Genomic DNA, 15,605 nt, shown 5'->3' on the forward strand with positions numbered 1-15,605 from the left:
GAAACATCACTATGGCAAGAATGAAATTTCTATGTGACACCAAGCGCTGCATCGAATGTAACGGCTGTGTCACGGCATGTAAAAACGAAAACGACGATGCCCTTGAGTGGGGCATACAACGTCGTCGTGTAGTAACTCTAAATGATGGTGAACCAGGTGAGAACTCTATCTCGGTAGCTTGTATGCACTGCTCGGATGCACCGTGTCAGGCGGTATGTCCAACAGACTGCTTCGAGCAAACCGAGGATGGCATAGTAAGACACAACAAAGACCTATGTATCGGTTGTGGCTACTGCTTGTTTGCTTGCCCATTCGGTGCACCTCAGTTCCCTAAACAGTCAGCGTTTGCTGAGCGCGGTAAGATGGACAAATGTACTTTCTGTGCTGGTGGCCCTGAGACCGAACCAGGTTCTGCTGAGGAGCGCGCAAAATACGGTGCCAACCGTATTGCGGAAGGCAAACTTCCGATGTGTGCTGAGCTTTGTTCGACTAAGGCACTGCTTGCAGGTGATGCAGCAACTATCTCGGATATCTTCCGTAATCGTGTTGTTCATCGTGGCGCTAAGGAAGCGGGTTGGAGTAACGGCGAAGACCTATCTTACGACGCAACTAAGAGCTGATGCTGGAGAGAGATATGGTTAAGGGTATAAAACACATGTCTCGTGGATTGCTGTCGATAATGGCAGCTATCCTGCTCTTGTTCTCTACCTTCTCTATGGCCTCTGAAGAAGCACCTAAGGGTGCTTCAAATACGGCGCAGAAAGAGATGGTTCAGCTTGCTGGCGCGGATTACTGGCGAGCTGTAAAGGGTGGCGTTGAGGGTACAACCACATCCCGCTCGGCTGAGCATGGGGTGCTTATTAGTACTCCGGGTGAGACTTGGTACATCCTAAAAGAGAAATGGATGTCACCAGCAGGTGCGGTAGCTATCTTCGGCAGTATCTTTATGGTGGTGGCTTTCTATCTGATCGTTGGTCCATTGAAGCTGAGCAAGGCAAGAACGGGCCGCACTATGACTCGCTGGACTCGTTGGGATAGGGCACTTCACTGGAGTATGGCTTTTACCTTCCTAACATTAGCCTTCAGTGGTTTGATGCTGGTATATGGTAAGCACTTCTTGAAGCCTTATGTTCCAACCGATCTATGGGGCTTTGTGATCTGGTTAGCTAAGCAGTATCACAACTATGTGGGGCCATTGTTTGGCATCTTGGTAGTTTTGGTGCTTCTAAAATGGTGGCGCAAATCTATCTTCCGCAAGGTGGATTTCCAGTGGTTTATGAAGCTCGGCGGTATGGTAGGCAAGCATAAAGGCAGCCATCCATCAGCAGAGTTTTCAAACGGTGGTGAGAAAGCGCTATTTTGGCTACTGGTTGTGTTTGGAGCTATTGCTGCGGCAAGTGGATTGGTGTTGGACTTCCCGATCTTCGACCAAACAAGGCGAGATATGGAACTTGCCAACCTAGTTCATGGTATCTCGGCGCTGATCCTTATCTGTGGCTTCGTGTTCCACATCTACATCGGCCTATTTGGTATGGAAGGGGCGCTTGAAGGCATGGTAACCGGTGAGGTAGATGAGACCTGGGCTAAAGAGCACCACGACCTGTGGTACGAAGAGATGAAAGCCAAAGAAGCAAATGGAGAGCTGGATTCAGCTCAAAATGCTAAGCAAGATGATGTAAAAGGAGCGACAGCAAATGAACAAACCTCATAACGGGATTTGGGTTGCTTACATCTTGAGTATCTTTACTCCTTTCACCTGCCTGATCTCAGGTGTGATAGCGATAGTGTACGCAGGCTATCGCTTGGATAAGGGGGAAGACTCAGAGGTAGTCGCTTCTCATTACTACGGCTTGATTCGAACCTTCTTTTTGAATCTAACCTTCTTTGTGGTCCTTATCGTAACGGTAGCAACCTCAAACGGTCTGCTGAAAGGGGTGAACGATTACTGGTACAAAAACACCATGATCGACAACATCGCTTATGCAATTCCTTTCGTGGGTGGCTTCATTGCCTTTGTAGCTATCGTGTTTTGGATTATTCGCATGGTGAAAGGAATGCAAGATTTGAAGAACAACATTCCACATACACCAACTATAGGTCCTGTGCTTTACAAAAGACGCAGTGCTTAGCTGAAAGATATATAAGTCACAAAGGAGCTCAATTGAGCTCCTTTTTTATTGATTACTGCAATCATGGGTAGTTACTGGCAACTAGCAGTTGTTGATATCTTGGCTCTGCAACCAATAACACTCCACCGTCGGTGAAATAGTCCGACTTTTTGTTCTCCTGATTGGGTGGCAACAGCGCCATGATCTGAGTACTGTACTTATCAGATTGCACACTAACTTGGCTGGCAAGCTTGTCACGTTCCATATCTACGTCAGAATCGACTTGATGCAGTAGGGTAATGATGCCCGAATAGTGAGCTATTTTTAATCCATCATCGTAGCTTAGCGCACCAAGCCAAACGCGTTTCTGCGTAGCCCGATCGATGCCAGCACTCCACCAACGGATATGTGAGCGCTTGAGTAATGAACCTGGCTGTTGAAATGCCATTAGTTGTGGCTCACCTTGCCAGAACAGATCCGATACTGGAGGTATTTTCCCTCTTATCAGAGCAATATAGTCGCTCAGCTCTAAATCGTGGCGTGAGAATGTCTGGTTCTCCTGCCACCCTAAGTCCTGCATCAAAGCCTGTGGTGATTCTCCTAGATAGACGACGTTGATCATTTGAGCCTTATAGACCTGTGAGCGCCCTGGATAAGCCTGCATCTCTAGCTCTGAGATAGAAACCGATTGATTCTGCAAATTGGCTTTGTCCAAGTTATCATCTGAATTCTGGAAAAAATGGATGTAGTTCATCAGCCCCAGACAGAGAAGAGCGAATACTGGGATCAGATACGCTCTTCTGCGGCGACAAAACCGTGCGATGACGGCACTAACTAAAACAAACAATCCAACCAATGTGATTGCTAAGGTGTGCTCATCAACAAACAGCGCTAGCGATTGCCCCATAGGTAGTACATCTATTCCTAAGCTCACACCTGATGCCAGCAAATAGCCCATAACGACAAACTGGCCGACGCCTAATAGTAATCCCACAGTGGAGCAGGCGGTGAATCTAAGCCAAGAAACCTTGGCTGTCCCTGATAAGCAAGGCACGAACCAAGAAACAGGGCCGAGGAGGCGAGAGAAAAGCATCACTTTTATGCCGTGTTTCTGCATCAGAAGTCTCGCTCTGGCAAAGGAGCGACGGGTTTTGGGGCGTTTGTTAGTGACGATGCTTAGTAAGCGCTTTCCTGAGCGGCGACCAATCCAGTAACTGCTCTGGTCGCCAATCCAGCCTCCAAGTAAAACCGCAGCTACCCCCCAGATGGCACCTTGGTAGAGTTGATAGCCGGCAGCTAACAAGAAAGGCTCACCGGGCACGAACAGATTTGGCCCGATCAAAGAGTCCAAAAGAGAGCCGAAAAACAGTCCTAGTTCATTCAACATAACATCGCCTGTGTTTATCAGGCTTGATTATTGTAGTGACTAAATGGGTAGCGAATCTCTTGATTACGCATCTCACCAATGAACAAACGACGCAGATTTGCTCGTAGGTAGGTCAACCCAGTTCTCACCATGCCATCTTGGTCTAGGCGACGAGAATCAAACTCGAAAGTGATAGGCAGCAAACGATAGCGCCAGGTTTTTGATGCTCGGTTAACGTAGTCGCAATCCTCACACAAGGTGATATTTTCATCGAAGCCACTGATGCGTTCGTGCACGGTTTTGGTTGAAAAGATGCAGGCGCCAACAGCGGTTGGGAAGGCATATTGTGTGGCAAACAGCCCTAGATTGAATAGACCATAGCCGAGCTTATGCATAAGTGGTAACCCGTTTGCGCCCATGTAAACGCCAGCCACTTCTAGCTTTGTATGTTCAAGCTTGTGCAGGGCTCGGCTTAGGAAGTCTGGAGAGAGTCGCACATCCGCATCTAGAAACAGCAAGCGTTCATATTGTGCGTGTTTAGCACCAGTGTTACGGCCAAGGCTGACACCCCTAGCATCCATCTTGTGCACGGTGAGCTCTGGCAGTTGGCTTTGATAGCCAAGTGCAATCTCACAGGTGTCATCTTCACTTTGCGAATCCACAAGGATCACTTCAAACCCTTGATGGGTCTGATTGCTTAGATCCTCAAGCAGTCGACCTATGCGCTCAGCTTCGTTTAGTGTTATTACGACAATGCTAACTTTTTCCATCTTCAGTTCCACTCTTACATATGTGTCAGAGCGGGATGCTCTGAACTTTGTAGGAGCAATATAGCTCGGGTACTTAAACTCAAAATGGACGGGAAATTAAACTAATTTAATCTTGTTAATAGTCTGAGGTTTGTGTTTTTCAGGCTCGACTTTTTTACCCCAGCTCCATCATTAGAGGGGCGGATTAAAAACAAAAAAGGCTCACCCGAGGGTGAGCCTTTCAATATCATCAGAGATTGAGGTTAAGCGTTCGCTTCTTGTAGCGCTTCTTTCTCTTTCTTCTTGCCTAGAATGCGAGAAGTGATAGTACCTGCTGTCATTGCACCTGATACGTTAAGGGCAGTACGCGCCATATCGATCAGAGGCTCGATTGAGATAAGTAGAGCAGCAATTGTTACTGGTAGGCCCATCGCTGGAAGCACGATAAGTGCTGCAAAGGTTGCGCCGCCACCTACGCCTGCGATACCGAACGAGCTGATAGTGATGATTGCTACTAGAGAAATAATGAAGTTAAAGCTTAGTGGGTCGATGCCAACTGCTGGCGCTACCATTACCGCTAGCATTGCAGGGTAGATACCCGCACAGCCGTTTTGACCGATTGTCGCACCAAATGATGCTGAAAGGTTAGCAATCGCTGGTGGCACTTTAAGCTTGTTGATTTGAGTTTCAACGTTAAGTGGAATGGTTGCTGCCGAGCTACGAGAGGTAAACGCAAACGTCAACACAGGCCAAATCTTTTTGAAGTATTCGGTTGGGCTCATGCCTACGAGAGACACCAAGAAGCCGTGTACTAGGAACATCAGACCGATTGCCACATAAGAAGCAACGATGAAACCAAGTAGGTTTAGGATGTCAGAGGCACTTGAAGTTGCCACTACTTTCGCCATAAGAGCTGCGATGCCATATGGCGTTAGCGCCATGATCATCTTAACTAGACGCATTACAGTAGATTGAGCGACTTCTACAAAAGTAGTGATTGGTTGAGTCAGCTCTTCTTTTTCTACCATTACTTTGCGCGCAGCGATGCCGATAAGCACAGAGAAGATAACCACTGCGATGATAGATGTAGAGCGGTTACCCGTCATATCCGCAAATGGGTTAGTAGGAATAAAGCTCACTAGCATCTGAGGAATAGTCAGGTCCGCAACACGGCCTGCACGGCTTTCAAGTACTGCAATTCGCGCTGTTTCACGAGCACCTTCAGTTAAGCCCTCTGCAGTTAGACCAAATACATGGGTAACGCCGATACCGATAAGTGCTGAAATTGCGGTAGTGAAAAGAAGCACACCAATGGTTAGGCCACTGATTTTGCCTAGAGAGCCTGACTTGTCTAGCTTAACGACCGCTGAGATCATCGACACCATAACCAGTGGCATGATGATCATCTTCAATAGGCCAACGTAGCCACTACCCACCACTTTAACCCAATCTAGAGTTTGAGCGATGGCGGCATTTCCTTCACCGTAGATAAGTTGTAGAGCAAGACCAAAGCCACTACCGGTTACAAGACCGATAAGTACTAGGCGAGAAAGGGTGTTCTGTTTTTGTTGTTGTGAAAATAAGAAATAGAGTATGCCAACGAATACCGTTAGGTTGGCAATAACCGCAACTGACATGTGTAATCCTTTAACCTAATTGTCTGAAAGTATGAATAAAAAAAGTAAGAGAACTAGGTTAGCGATTTTTCAAATTTGCGGTTAGTTGAAATCGTCATATCATATAATCAGAATGATGTTCTACTTGCCGGTTATCTCTGGTTGATAGGCATAGTGGGTGCCTCTTTGTTCGTTTTCCATCAGATATTTGAGCATATAGAGGGCGATATCTCGGGCATGAATAGGTCGATATTTTTCCAGTGGCCCAATCATTAAAGGTGACAGAGGGTTTAGGATCATCTGCACCAATTTTTCATCGGCTCGCGTTTTTACTTTTCGTCCTACCAGAGGACCAGGACGCACGAACAGGAGATTGGTAAAACCGAGCGCTTGTACATCGCGCTCCATTTCTCCTTTGCATTTAAGGTAATGAGAGGGAGATGAAGGGTTAGCCCCGATACTCGACACCACAGCAAGTTTGGTCACGCCTATCTCTTTCATCTGCTTGGCAACGTGAAGGACTAAGTCGTGGTCAATCTTATATAAAGCCTCATTACTGCCGGCCTGTTTTTTAGTGCTGCCCAAACAAATCATTCCGATATTGCAGTAGATGTCGAGATCGATATCTAGGTTTTCCGAGATTAACTCCAGCACACAGGAATGCGTACTGGAGGTTCGCCGAGTAATGCTGTAGATGCCTTCAAATTGGTCAGATTGCAGGCTGGCAATCTCTAAAGCGTGACCGCCGATCAAGCCTGTGGCTCCAGCAATGATGAGATTTTGTTTTTTGTTTTCCATCGCTATATCATCAACCCAATCAGATAGTTAATACTGTTCCCTTAGATATTTTAGGGTATCTGAGTGAAGCATAGCCATAACCAAGGGAGGGTTCCATGGCCGGAGTGATGTTCCATACCTCATTTTTACAAGATTCAATCAAGGACTTAGATGCAATTTCAGATGAAGTGCGTCTAGAAAACGGTGTTACGGTTAATAAGTGGCGTCGTGGGGTTATTGAGATCATTCCAAGCTCAGTCACCGAGCAGACCAAGCATATAGTGTTATCCAGTGGCGTGCATGGCAATGAGACCGCACCGATTGAGATGGTCGATCAAATTGCGACCGAGATACTTGCGCAGAAGTGGCAACCTGAATGCCGTATCCTACTTATCATTGCCCATTTCGAGTCTATGGCCATAGAGAAGCGCTTCGTTGAGACCAACCTTAACCGACTTTTTGCCGATAAAGACTACCCAGCCTCACAAGAGTTGGTAATTGCTAAGAAGCTTAAACAGGATGTTGCGCGATTCTTCGAAGGTACCAAGCAAGAGAATCGTTGGCATTTGGATCTGCACTGTTCTATTCGCAGCTCTATACATTACACCTTTGCGATAAGCCCGCAGTCTGATCATAAAACTCGATCGCCAGAACTGATTGAGTTCCTCGAAAAGTCTGGCATCGAAGCCGTGCTGCTTTCGGAAGAGGCATCTAGCACTTTCAGTTGGTTGAGCTCGTCAAAGTATGGTGCTCAGGCATTAACCCTTGAATTAGGGCAGGTGGCTAAATTTGGTCACAATGACATGAATAGATTAGCCCAGTTCAACCAAACCCTAATCGAGCTGTTGCAAGGAAAGAGTCTTTCGCAGACTGGAAGTTTAAAGGCGTATCAAGTAGCAAACTCTATCTATCGTCAGAATGAAGCGTTTGAGTTTTTCTTCGAAGCCAAGCTGCCAAATTTCTCGTCATTTGAGTTAGGCGCTGAGCTAGGTCGGGATGGGGAAGAGCTCCTCACCATGCCAGTAGAGAGCGGTGCGATAGTCTTTCCAAACCCGGGTGTTGAGCTAAAGCAGAGAGCGGCACTTATTGTTAAGCCCTGTCAGCCAGAGTTTGTAGACGGCAATTGGAGCTACTAGTCAAAGAAAAGCCACCTTTGAAGGTGGCTTTATTGTTATCCGTCTTGTTTTTTTAGAAACTCATCTAGCATCTGCATACTTTGCTCAAAGTAGGGGTTGAAGCTGGTTCGTGCACGAACCGTGTTTTCATCGCCATCGCCCCAAGCGGCAAACCAGACTTGATTGGCATCGACCTCAGAGCAATCTTCGGGTGTACCCTCAGGCTGATCTCTAAAGCAAAGGCGAACCTCACCATCGCGTTTATAAACCGGGTTGTCCGGTGAATACATGACAGAGATGTGTGACGCACTCACAATCTGTTCTTCAGGTAAGTCCATTTTGAACTTGGTGATGCGGCTGTCGGCAAGGGCGTTGTCGCCATACCAGATCATCACATTGTCTTGATTGGTAAATTGCTCGCTCAGCTGACTGGCGGCATATTGCGAATCAATGGTTTCGTCTTTCTCGCTTAACATCACAAAGGTTGGTTTTTCAAACTTAGCATCTTCGATGTAATCGCGAGCTACCTGAGAGCTACGATAATAGACCGCTGCGCCATTCATATGTAGAGAGTTATAGCGGGTGTAGTTGTCCTCTTCGTCTTTTCCTGCCCAATCTACAAACCAGTTCGCATAAGGGCTTAGCTTAGCCATAGAGTCCCTTGGCATAAAAGCAGGAGAGAAGAGTAATAGGCCTTCCACCTCTGGAGTTTGATAGGCGAGTTCAGTAACTAGGTTCGCACCGGTCGAGAATCCGCCAAGCCAAACAGAATCGACTTTTTTAGAAAGCAGCTCATAGTGATGCTTCACCACACCTTGCCAATCTTTCAGCTCTGGTAGTCCAAGATCAGCGGCTCGAGTACCATGACCAGGAAGCAAGATAACGCGAACTAGGTAGCCTTGTTTGGCGAGGTTAGGAGCGATGTCTGTGTAGGAGTAGGGCGAGTCTCCAAGACCGTGTACGAGAAGGATGCCTTTGCCGTTTGGATTCTCGGGTTTTATCTCAAACGGTAATACTGCATCGAGTTCTTTTTGATGATTATCTCCGATAAACACACGATGTTTTTCAACCCAAGCCTGAGTTTCAGAAAGATAGGTATCGTAGTTGGCCTGCATATATGGCTGAAGGGACTCAGATTCCACAAATTGCGGATTTTCTGGGTCTGAAGCACAGGCCGAGAGAAGGAGTGCGATTGTAGTTATTACGACTGATTTTTCATGTCTATGCATTAATTCTATCCGGAACAAATGGCAGATACCTGAATTTATATTTCAGAGGTGAGTTTAAATTTGCATTTTTATTCTGCTGTGTGGGTTCTCTTCCATATAACCCTGGTGAATAAAAAATGAACATTGTTACAGCTTGAATACAGCGAGCTAAGTCGTTTGTTTTTAATTAGAAAAAACGACTTGCGCCACACTTTCTAAATTATAGCGATAAACGTCATCCAAGTTTCACCAATTTTCCATAATTTGAATCCATGATAGTGGTGTTTGAAATCAGCACGTTCTGTGATTATATTCACCGATCTGCACACAAATTGCTCACATGTGTGACGCAAATCCCAAAATGTAGAACAAAAATTTGGTCTATCAGAAAAGTGTGATTTGAAACCGATTAATTTCGAGCAATTAATTTAATATGCGTTTATCGGTAACAAAAAAGAGCTAAAAAGCCACATTGCCGAAATTCTTATACCAATACTTAAACAATGTTAGAGGCCCCCAAAATGACGGAACATAATAATAATTACTCGCATCTACCGAGTAATAATCTAGTGCGTAGCACTGTTGCACTAGTATTAGCAGGCGGGAAAGGTACTCGCCTGAAGGGATTAACCAAAGAGATTGCAAAGCCTGCAGTATCTTTTGGTGGTAAATATAAAATTATCGATTTTACACTTTCAAACTGTGTGAATTCAGGTATTCGTCGAGTTGGTGTCCTTACACAATTCATGGCTCATGATCTTATCGACCACCTACAAAAGGGTTGGAATTTCATGACAAACTCAGCGCTAAACGAAGGTGTTAGCATCATCCCAGCTCAGCAGCGTACAGGTGAAGCTTGGTATCGTGGTACTGCGGATGCGGTATACCAGAACCTTGATATCATCCGTAAGCAAAAAGCTCAGCAGGTGCTTATCCTAGGTGGCGACCACATCTATAAGATGGACTACTCTCGCATGCTGAACTTCCATGCTGAGAACGGTGCAGACGTAACAGTAGCTTGTATCAAAAAGCCACTAGAGCAAGCGTCTTCATTTGGTGTTATGTCTCTAAACGAGAACGGTCAAATCGTTCAATTTGATGAGAAGCCTGAGAACCCGCGTCCACATCCAAAAGATCCAAGCCAAGCGCTAGTTTCTATGGGTATTTACATCTTTAACACAGATGTACTGGACAAAGAGCTGTGTGACGCACTGAACGATCCAAACTACAACCATGACTTCGGCCACAACATCATTCCTAACCTTCTAGAGCGTTACAATGTAAGTGGTTATGTGTTTACTGAGAAAGGTCACCCTGGTCACAACGCTTACTGGCGTGATGTAGGTAACCTAGATGAGTACTACGCGGCGAACATGGATCTTCTTGCGCCAACGCCTGAACTAGATCTTTACGATCACTCTTGGCCGACTATCACTCAGCAGCAGCAACGTCCTGGTGCTAAGTTCATCTTCAACGACGAAGGTCGTCGCGGTAGCGCAGTAGATTCAGTACTTTCTGCAGGTACTATCATCTCAGGCGCTGAAGTAGAGCACTCCCTAGTGTCTTACAACTGCCGCATCGAAGAAGGCTCTAAGGTTCAAGACAGCATCCTTCTACCAGACGTACTAGTTGGTAAAGACTGTCGTCTGACTAAGGTTATCGTTGGTGAAGGCACTATCATTCCTGATGGCACTATCATCGGTGAAGACCCAGTTAAAGATGCAGAAATGTATGAAGTAACTGAGGGTGGTGTGGTTCTAGTAACAGAAGAAAACTTCCGTTAATTGCCTCAAAACTGAATATGAAAATGGAGCGCTAAGCGCTCCATTTTTTTTGCAGTTTGTTTATGGTGTTTTGATAGGCAACCCAAGCAAAGATACCTGCTAGCGTATTGCCAATGGCGGCGCCATAGAAAAGTCCTTGTATCCCACCAAAATGCGCACCTGCATAAAGACAAGGCAAGAAGAACAAAAACAGCCTTAAACTTGAGACAAGAAGAGCTCGCATCGGCTTGCCTAAAGCATTCGAAACCGACACCAGTAAGATACATACGCCAAGTGGTGCAAGACTAAACGGCACTATGATGAGGTGCATATTTAGGATCTTCTCAACATTATCTTCGGCAGTCATCAATGAAGATAGCCCGCCCGAAACGGCTAGGGTAATAAGCGCAATAACCAGCTGAGAGATAATGATAAAGGCGGTAGCGACCTTAACCAGTTTGATAATATTGTCCGCCTGCTTAGCCCCCACATAGCGGCCTATCATAGGTGGCATAGACATGGTTAGTGCTAGCACTGCAACTATGGCGAAGAATTCGTAACGACTGCCTAGGGCCCAGGCTGCAACTGCTGCTGTGCCAAAACTTGCAAGTAGCTTGGTGGAAAGCATAGCGGCCAGTGGTGGCATTAACTGGCTGGTCATGGCTGGCATCATGATATTAAACAGCGACTTGATACTCTTTATAAGATCAAGGTCCTTCCAATCAAAGCTGTAGTAGTTCTTCGGCGCGATACGATAGACAACGTAAAGTGCACCAAGGCCAAAGGCCAAGATCGTAGCCACAGCCGCGCCATGAATACCCATATCAAAATAGAAAATGAACAGTGGATCAAACGCTAGGTTCAAGATACTGGTCACCACCATCATGATACCCGGAAGCATGGTATTTCCGTTCGCTCTGCATACGCTATAAAGGAAATAAAGCACCGCGCCAACCCAAGAACTGAGAAGCCATACTATCCAATAGGTATCGATGATCGGCATAACATCGGCAGTCGCGCCAAGCATCTCTAGGAGTGGGTGGCGAATAAGGTAAAGCAGTAAACAGATAACCGCTGTTCCAACACCACCAAGTGCAAGCACTAGACCACCCAGCTGTTTGGAGTATTTCTCTTGGTTTGCACCCAGTGCGATAGAAATGACAGAGGTGGTTGCGATCCCAAGTCCCACCTGAACGCCAATGATTAATTGGCCGATAGGCAGGGTGAAGCCTTGCGCTGCCAAGGGTAAGACGCCAAGCTGTGCGATAAAGGCACTGTCTATAAGCTGAAAGCTCATTAGTGAGAGAACACCGAACACCATGGGCCAAGTCATGGTGAACAGCTCTCTACCAAGGGATATGTTTTGTGTCCTTGTCATACTTCTCTTTGAATATCGTCAGCATTAGCGCAAGACTAGTTGGCAATTCAACTAGTTGCGAGTAGTGAAAAGTAAAATTACTCGTACGCAGGAAGAAGATGGTTATTACTTAGCTTGTGCTCGTCATCAATCTTCTTAGCGAACTGTGCGATGTCATTGAACTGCTTCTTGGTCCAAACACTGCGTTCTTTCAGATAACCAGGTAGGGCGCTGAAACTCTTTTCATGTTTGGTCGCAACCAGTGTTAGGTAACCATAATCTTCCAGTTGTTCGTACTGTGCTAGTGACAATGTCACGCGATCATCACTATCACCCCAATGAGGATGGATAGTCAGGCGCGGGGTGTAATCACGTGTCTTTACTACCCATTTGTTAGGTAGACGTTTACCGCTATCCCACCATTTCTTATCTAGGTCATTCATGATTTGCTCGGTGCGTTTACCATCTTGAGCACCAAGTTCTTTTAGTTTACGCAAGAAGATCTGACTAAAGGCTTGTTGGTACTCTTCTTTAGTTGGAGTTGGATTATTCTCAAGGATCTCAACGGCAATCAAAGCACCTAGCATATTTGAATAGAGATCTTCAGGAGAAAAAGCCGATGGATACTCTTTAAAGCCTGCAACCGAAGTAAAGCCAAACCATTGTGCAATCTCATGCCACTGAGCTAAACGAAACGCCAGTAGGGCACTTAGCTTAAGTTCCGCTTGCGCTTTTTCTTCGTCGCTCATTTCAAGTTCAACAGATTTAAGCTTAACTACGCGTGAGCGAAGCTCTTCTTCTAGAACTATCTCTTTCTCATTACCCAGTTCACCACGGATCTTACTGTATAGGTACAGGGTGTAATCGGCAGTATCGCGCACGTGCGCTGTGTCTAGAATCCCACCACGAGCGGTATAGATAAGACCGTTAGCTTCATCACCTGTGCCCATGAGGCTACTGGCAACGCCTTGGCTACCATCGTTATATAGGTGTGTTTCCAGATCTGACATCTCAACCACGTTTTTTACGCGGAAGAAGGGAACCGGCACTACGCCCAGTTCAGATTTCATGTTTACACCGAAGGCACAACATGGACGCACGCCGCTGGGTGCATCGACGGCGAAGCTCGAGGCAGAAAAACTGGTAGCTAATACAAAAAGTAGAGATCGTAGTTTCATCATTTACCTGTATAAGCGTTATCTAGAACGCTTCATGGATATTAAAGTAGACAGTGGTTTCATCGCCAAAACCTAGATCTAGCCTAACGTTAACCCTCGGCTTAAATGCGAAGCGGTAACCTAAACCATAGGTAGGGAGCCAGCTGTCTTCAAACAGTTCGTTAAAGTGAGGGGCGATGTTACCTGCGCCACCCCAAACAACCATTCCATGTCGTTGTGTAAATCTATGACGATACTCCAGCTGCGCAGTCATCTGATAACGGTCTCTGTATTGACCGTAATAGTAACCGCGCATACGCGCATCACCACCAAGCTTGCTCATGGCAAACCAAGGCAGTTCTTCCTCGTCACTCAATCCTTGTACAAAAAAATCAAACGCCAGTACGTTCTCATCAAAGAGTTTTTGATACTCGCGGTAGTTAAAGGTGTATTCCTGATAGTCATAGTCCGAACCAAAGGCATCGATATACCATCTGTGTTCAAGGCTGACCAAGCGACCGCTGTAAGGGTTGGTCTCATAATCTCGGGTGTCGTATTCCACGCCTAAAATAATGCCGAGATTGGTTTTGTCGTCTAGCTCGTTTTCCCCAAGCGCTATGCCATCGGCGCTTTGGTTAAACAGAAATGTGCTATCTATACCTGTTTTTATGAAGTAACCGGGAGAAAACTGATAAGAAACCGTAGGTTGAATGCGCAAATAGAGGGCTTCGTGTTCGGTTTCATTGGCCTCCATTTCAGCGGCGTCTTTGCCTATACCCCAATAATTACTCGGAGTTTGCGATAGGCGAGCCATCAGGCCAAGCTTCCAAGTGTTCTGATTAAGAAAGGTAGTATTGTCTACACCTATACCATAGGTGCCTTCGCTCGAGGCATAGCCGCTAATGGTTAGGGTAGAGAGTTGGTTTCCAGAGTCTGTGCCTTGAGGGGCATACAAACCAACTGCCGCAACACCTATACCGAAGCCTTGTTCTGGGTTGGAAAACGGACCGGGTAGTACTCCCCAATCCATACCTTCTGAGACATCCACTTCATCGCTAGAACCAAAAAATTCCAACAAGGAGTCCACCCAGCCTTTTTCCTCACCTGTGATGGTGCTGACTTCGGCATAGGTAAAACTTGAGAAAATGAGTAGGGAGGTGGCCTTAAATAATTTCTTCACTTAAGTGCCACTCGCTTGTAACTCATGTTGCTTAATCTAGAGCGGTGTCCAAAGAAGGTAATGTACATCTTAGAAGCGGGTATCCAAGGAGATAAAGGCGCTCTGACGGTCTCCAAAACCGAACTCGCCAATGATGTTGAATGTTGGGTTGATGACGTAGTTGAAGCCAACAACTGTGTTCCATTCTGATGCAAGCTCTTGTTCAACGACGAAACGCGCATCCTTACCATCTTCTGAGATGGCGGCGGCTACGGCAGCCCCAAACAGATCACTTACGTTACCTTTCAGGGTTTGTTGGATATTCTGGTATTGACCACCTACCCAAAGGCGAACCGGATGACCATGATTAGTAAAGTCGTAGCCAACACGTGGGGTAATTACAATAGAATCGATACCACCATCAATAACAGTAAGGTTGGTTTTGGTATAGCTCGCATCTACTATGGTAAACCACTCTTTATAACCGCCGGCCAATACCATACCACCACCATACATGTTGCCATCAAGGTCCAGACGGAAAGGAAGTTGCGGTGTAGTAAGAGTGCGGTCATTGCCGAAATTGACGTTCACTTTGATGTCAGTTTCAGAATAGCCTTTGATCTTACCCGCGATAGCGTAGAAGTTGAGGAATGGGAACAGCCACATATCTGCACGCACTGTCCAAACATCACTCTCTTGATAACCACCTATGGTATCAACGTCAATGGAGTTGATTGGGATATCCGCGGGAATACCCGGGATAGGTGGGATCAGACAATCACCGGTGATCGGATTACAACCGAAGCCTGGAAAGCCAGGTGTTCCCGGGTTTCCTAAGTTGGTTTTCAGCCCTTGCAGGTCAATCGAATTAACATTAATACCTTGCTCAACGTGCATGTATCCAACGCTAATACCAAACGCTTTGGGAAGTATATAGCCTCGCTCTTCTGCCTCTGATTTCCAGATAGGCAGTTCAAATGAAGTCGCGTAGCTAGGTGCTGAGATGGATGCGCCGATAAGGGCAGCAGTGGTGGTAAAGCGTTTGAGTTCCATTCAGAAATCCAAAGGTTTGAGAAAACGGGTAAGCATACCGTTGATTATAAACCGTTTGAACAAAAATGTGATTAAAAACACATATTTAACTGATTAATCGTTTGCGATGTTTCTGAATATGAGGGTTTGTTTCTATTTGTGTGGTGAATGGTTCGCCTTGTTGTCTTAACAAGCAAG

General features: G+C 46.1%; 14 protein-coding genes. 5 read left to right on the plus strand and 9 right to left on the minus strand.

Annotation, left to right across the window (positions count from 1 at the left end; all coding sequences use genetic code 11):
* Positions 1 to 11: 11 nt before the first annotated feature.
* Genes fdh3B through Pcarn_RS06040 form a run of 3 tightly spaced genes read left to right on the plus strand, consistent with a single transcriptional unit; the run spans position 12 to position 2,129 of the window.
* Complete coding sequence (fdh3B, locus tag Pcarn_RS06030; RefSeq protein ID WP_261835479.1) at positions 12 to 620, plus strand: formate dehydrogenase FDH3 subunit beta; 609 nt, start codon at positions 12 to 14, stop codon at positions 618 to 620.
* 35 nt (positions 621 to 655) lie between these two features.
* On the plus strand, positions 656 to 1,711 hold the full coding sequence (locus Pcarn_RS06035; protein WP_390904484.1) for a formate dehydrogenase subunit gamma: 1,056 nt from the start codon (positions 656 to 658) through the stop codon (positions 1,709 to 1,711).
* On the plus strand, positions 1,695 to 2,129 hold the full coding sequence (locus Pcarn_RS06040) for a hypothetical protein (RefSeq protein ID WP_261835481.1): 435 nt from the start codon (positions 1,695 to 1,697) through the stop codon (positions 2,127 to 2,129). The genes Pcarn_RS06035 and Pcarn_RS06040 overlap by 17 nt, the downstream gene beginning before the upstream one ends.
* Before the next feature lie 61 nt (positions 2,130 to 2,190).
* Here Pcarn_RS06040 and Pcarn_RS06045 read toward each other — a convergent pair whose 3' ends face one another.
* From Pcarn_RS06045 to Pcarn_RS06060, 4 genes are all read right to left on the minus strand, one after another.
* On the minus strand, positions 2,191 to 3,495 hold the full coding sequence (locus Pcarn_RS06045; protein ID WP_261835482.1) for an LssY C-terminal domain-containing protein: 1,305 nt from the start codon (positions 3,493 to 3,495) through the stop codon (positions 2,191 to 2,193).
* A gap of 17 nt (positions 3,496 to 3,512) precedes the next feature.
* Complete coding sequence (locus Pcarn_RS06050) at positions 3,513 to 4,244, minus strand: glycosyltransferase family 2 protein (protein WP_261835483.1); 732 nt, start codon at positions 4,242 to 4,244, stop codon at positions 3,513 to 3,515.
* 242 nt (positions 4,245 to 4,486) lie between these two features.
* A complete protein-coding gene (locus tag Pcarn_RS06055) occupies positions 4,487 to 5,860 on the minus strand; it encodes an L-cystine transporter (protein WP_261835484.1) in 1,374 nt (457 codons plus the stop codon).
* A gap of 120 nt (positions 5,861 to 5,980) precedes the next feature.
* On the minus strand, positions 5,981 to 6,637 hold the full coding sequence (locus Pcarn_RS06060) for a Rossmann-fold NAD(P)-binding domain-containing protein (RefSeq protein ID WP_261835485.1): 657 nt from the start codon (positions 6,635 to 6,637) through the stop codon (positions 5,981 to 5,983).
* Positions 6,638 to 6,732: 95 nt separating this feature from the next.
* Here Pcarn_RS06060 and Pcarn_RS06065 point away from each other — a divergent pair, with 95 nt between their 5' ends.
* Complete coding sequence (locus Pcarn_RS06065; protein ID WP_261835486.1) at positions 6,733 to 7,752, plus strand: succinylglutamate desuccinylase; 1,020 nt, start codon at positions 6,733 to 6,735, stop codon at positions 7,750 to 7,752.
* Between the two features lie 35 nt (positions 7,753 to 7,787).
* Here Pcarn_RS06065 and Pcarn_RS06070 read toward each other — a convergent pair whose 3' ends face one another.
* Entirely contained in the window at positions 7,788 to 8,960 is a 1,173-nt protein-coding gene (locus Pcarn_RS06070; protein WP_261835487.1) for an alpha/beta hydrolase, read from the minus strand.
* A 500-nt stretch (positions 8,961 to 9,460) separates the two neighbouring features.
* Between Pcarn_RS06070 and glgC the strand changes: the two genes are divergently transcribed.
* On the plus strand, positions 9,461 to 10,723 hold the full coding sequence (glgC, locus tag Pcarn_RS06075; RefSeq protein WP_261835488.1) for a glucose-1-phosphate adenylyltransferase: 1,263 nt from the start codon (positions 9,461 to 9,463) through the stop codon (positions 10,721 to 10,723).
* A 31-nt stretch (positions 10,724 to 10,754) separates the two neighbouring features.
* On the opposite strand, the gene Pcarn_RS06080 is transcribed toward glgC, so the two are convergent.
* The 4 genes from Pcarn_RS06080 to Pcarn_RS06095 form a co-directional block, all read right to left on the minus strand.
* A complete protein-coding gene (locus tag Pcarn_RS06080; RefSeq protein WP_261835489.1) occupies positions 10,755 to 12,080 on the minus strand; it encodes an MATE family efflux transporter in 1,326 nt (441 codons plus the stop codon).
* A gap of 77 nt (positions 12,081 to 12,157) precedes the next feature.
* Positions 12,158 to 13,237 carry a DUF4056 domain-containing protein gene (locus Pcarn_RS06085; protein WP_261835490.1) on the minus strand — a complete coding sequence of 360 codons (1,080 nt, stop codon included), beginning with the start codon at positions 13,235 to 13,237 and terminating at the stop codon, positions 12,158 to 12,160.
* Positions 13,238 to 13,259: 22 nt separating this feature from the next.
* The gene (locus tag Pcarn_RS06090; protein ID WP_261835491.1) at positions 13,260 to 14,396 is read right to left on the minus strand and encodes a BamA/TamA family outer membrane protein; all 1,137 of its coding nucleotides are present in this window, start codon (positions 14,394 to 14,396) and stop codon (positions 13,260 to 13,262) included.
* Positions 14,397 to 14,465: 69 nt separating this feature from the next.
* Positions 14,466 to 15,428: a hypothetical protein gene (locus tag Pcarn_RS06095; RefSeq protein WP_261835492.1), complete on the minus strand. Its 963-nt coding sequence runs from the start codon at positions 15,426 to 15,428 to the stop codon at positions 14,466 to 14,468.
* Between the last annotated feature and the right edge of the window lie 177 nt (positions 15,429 to 15,605).

Source organism: Vibrio ishigakensis, assembly GCF_024347675.1.
GTDB classification, from domain to species: domain Bacteria; phylum Pseudomonadota; class Gammaproteobacteria; order Enterobacterales; family Vibrionaceae; genus Vibrio; species Vibrio ishigakensis.

Excerpts from the sequence above, each read along its gene's own strand:
- fdh3B (WP_261835479.1), top strand. The coding sequence starts at position 12 with ATGGCAAGAATGAAATTTCTATGTGACACCAAGCGCTGCATCGAATGT.
- Pcarn_RS06035 (WP_390904484.1), top strand. The coding sequence starts at position 656 with ATGTCTCGTGGATTGCTGTCGATAATGGCAGCTATCCTGCTCTTGTTC.
- Pcarn_RS06040 (WP_261835481.1), top strand. The coding sequence starts at position 1,695 with ATGAACAAACCTCATAACGGGATTTGGGTTGCTTACATCTTGAGTATC.
- Pcarn_RS06045 (WP_261835482.1), bottom strand. The coding sequence starts at position 3,495 with ATGTTGAATGAACTAGGACTGTTTTTCGGCTCTCTTTTGGACTCTTTG.
- Pcarn_RS06050 (WP_261835483.1), bottom strand. The coding sequence starts at position 4,244 with ATGGAAAAAGTTAGCATTGTCGTAATAACACTAAACGAAGCTGAGCGC.
- Pcarn_RS06055 (WP_261835484.1), bottom strand. The coding sequence starts at position 5,860 with ATGTCAGTTGCGGTTATTGCCAACCTAACGGTATTCGTTGGCATACTC.
- Pcarn_RS06060 (WP_261835485.1), bottom strand. The coding sequence starts at position 6,637 with ATGGAAAACAAAAAACAAAATCTCATCATTGCTGGAGCCACAGGCTTG.
- Pcarn_RS06065 (WP_261835486.1), top strand. The coding sequence starts at position 6,733 with ATGGCCGGAGTGATGTTCCATACCTCATTTTTACAAGATTCAATCAAG.
- Pcarn_RS06070 (WP_261835487.1), bottom strand. The coding sequence starts at position 8,960 with ATGCATAGACATGAAAAATCAGTCGTAATAACTACAATCGCACTCCTT.
- glgC (WP_261835488.1), top strand. The coding sequence starts at position 9,461 with ATGACGGAACATAATAATAATTACTCGCATCTACCGAGTAATAATCTA.
- Pcarn_RS06080 (WP_261835489.1), bottom strand. The coding sequence starts at position 12,080 with ATGACAAGGACACAAAACATATCCCTTGGTAGAGAGCTGTTCACCATG.
- Pcarn_RS06085 (WP_261835490.1), bottom strand. The coding sequence starts at position 13,237 with ATGAAACTACGATCTCTACTTTTTGTATTAGCTACCAGTTTTTCTGCC.
- Pcarn_RS06095 (WP_261835492.1), bottom strand. The coding sequence starts at position 15,428 with ATGGAACTCAAACGCTTTACCACCACTGCTGCCCTTATCGGCGCATCC.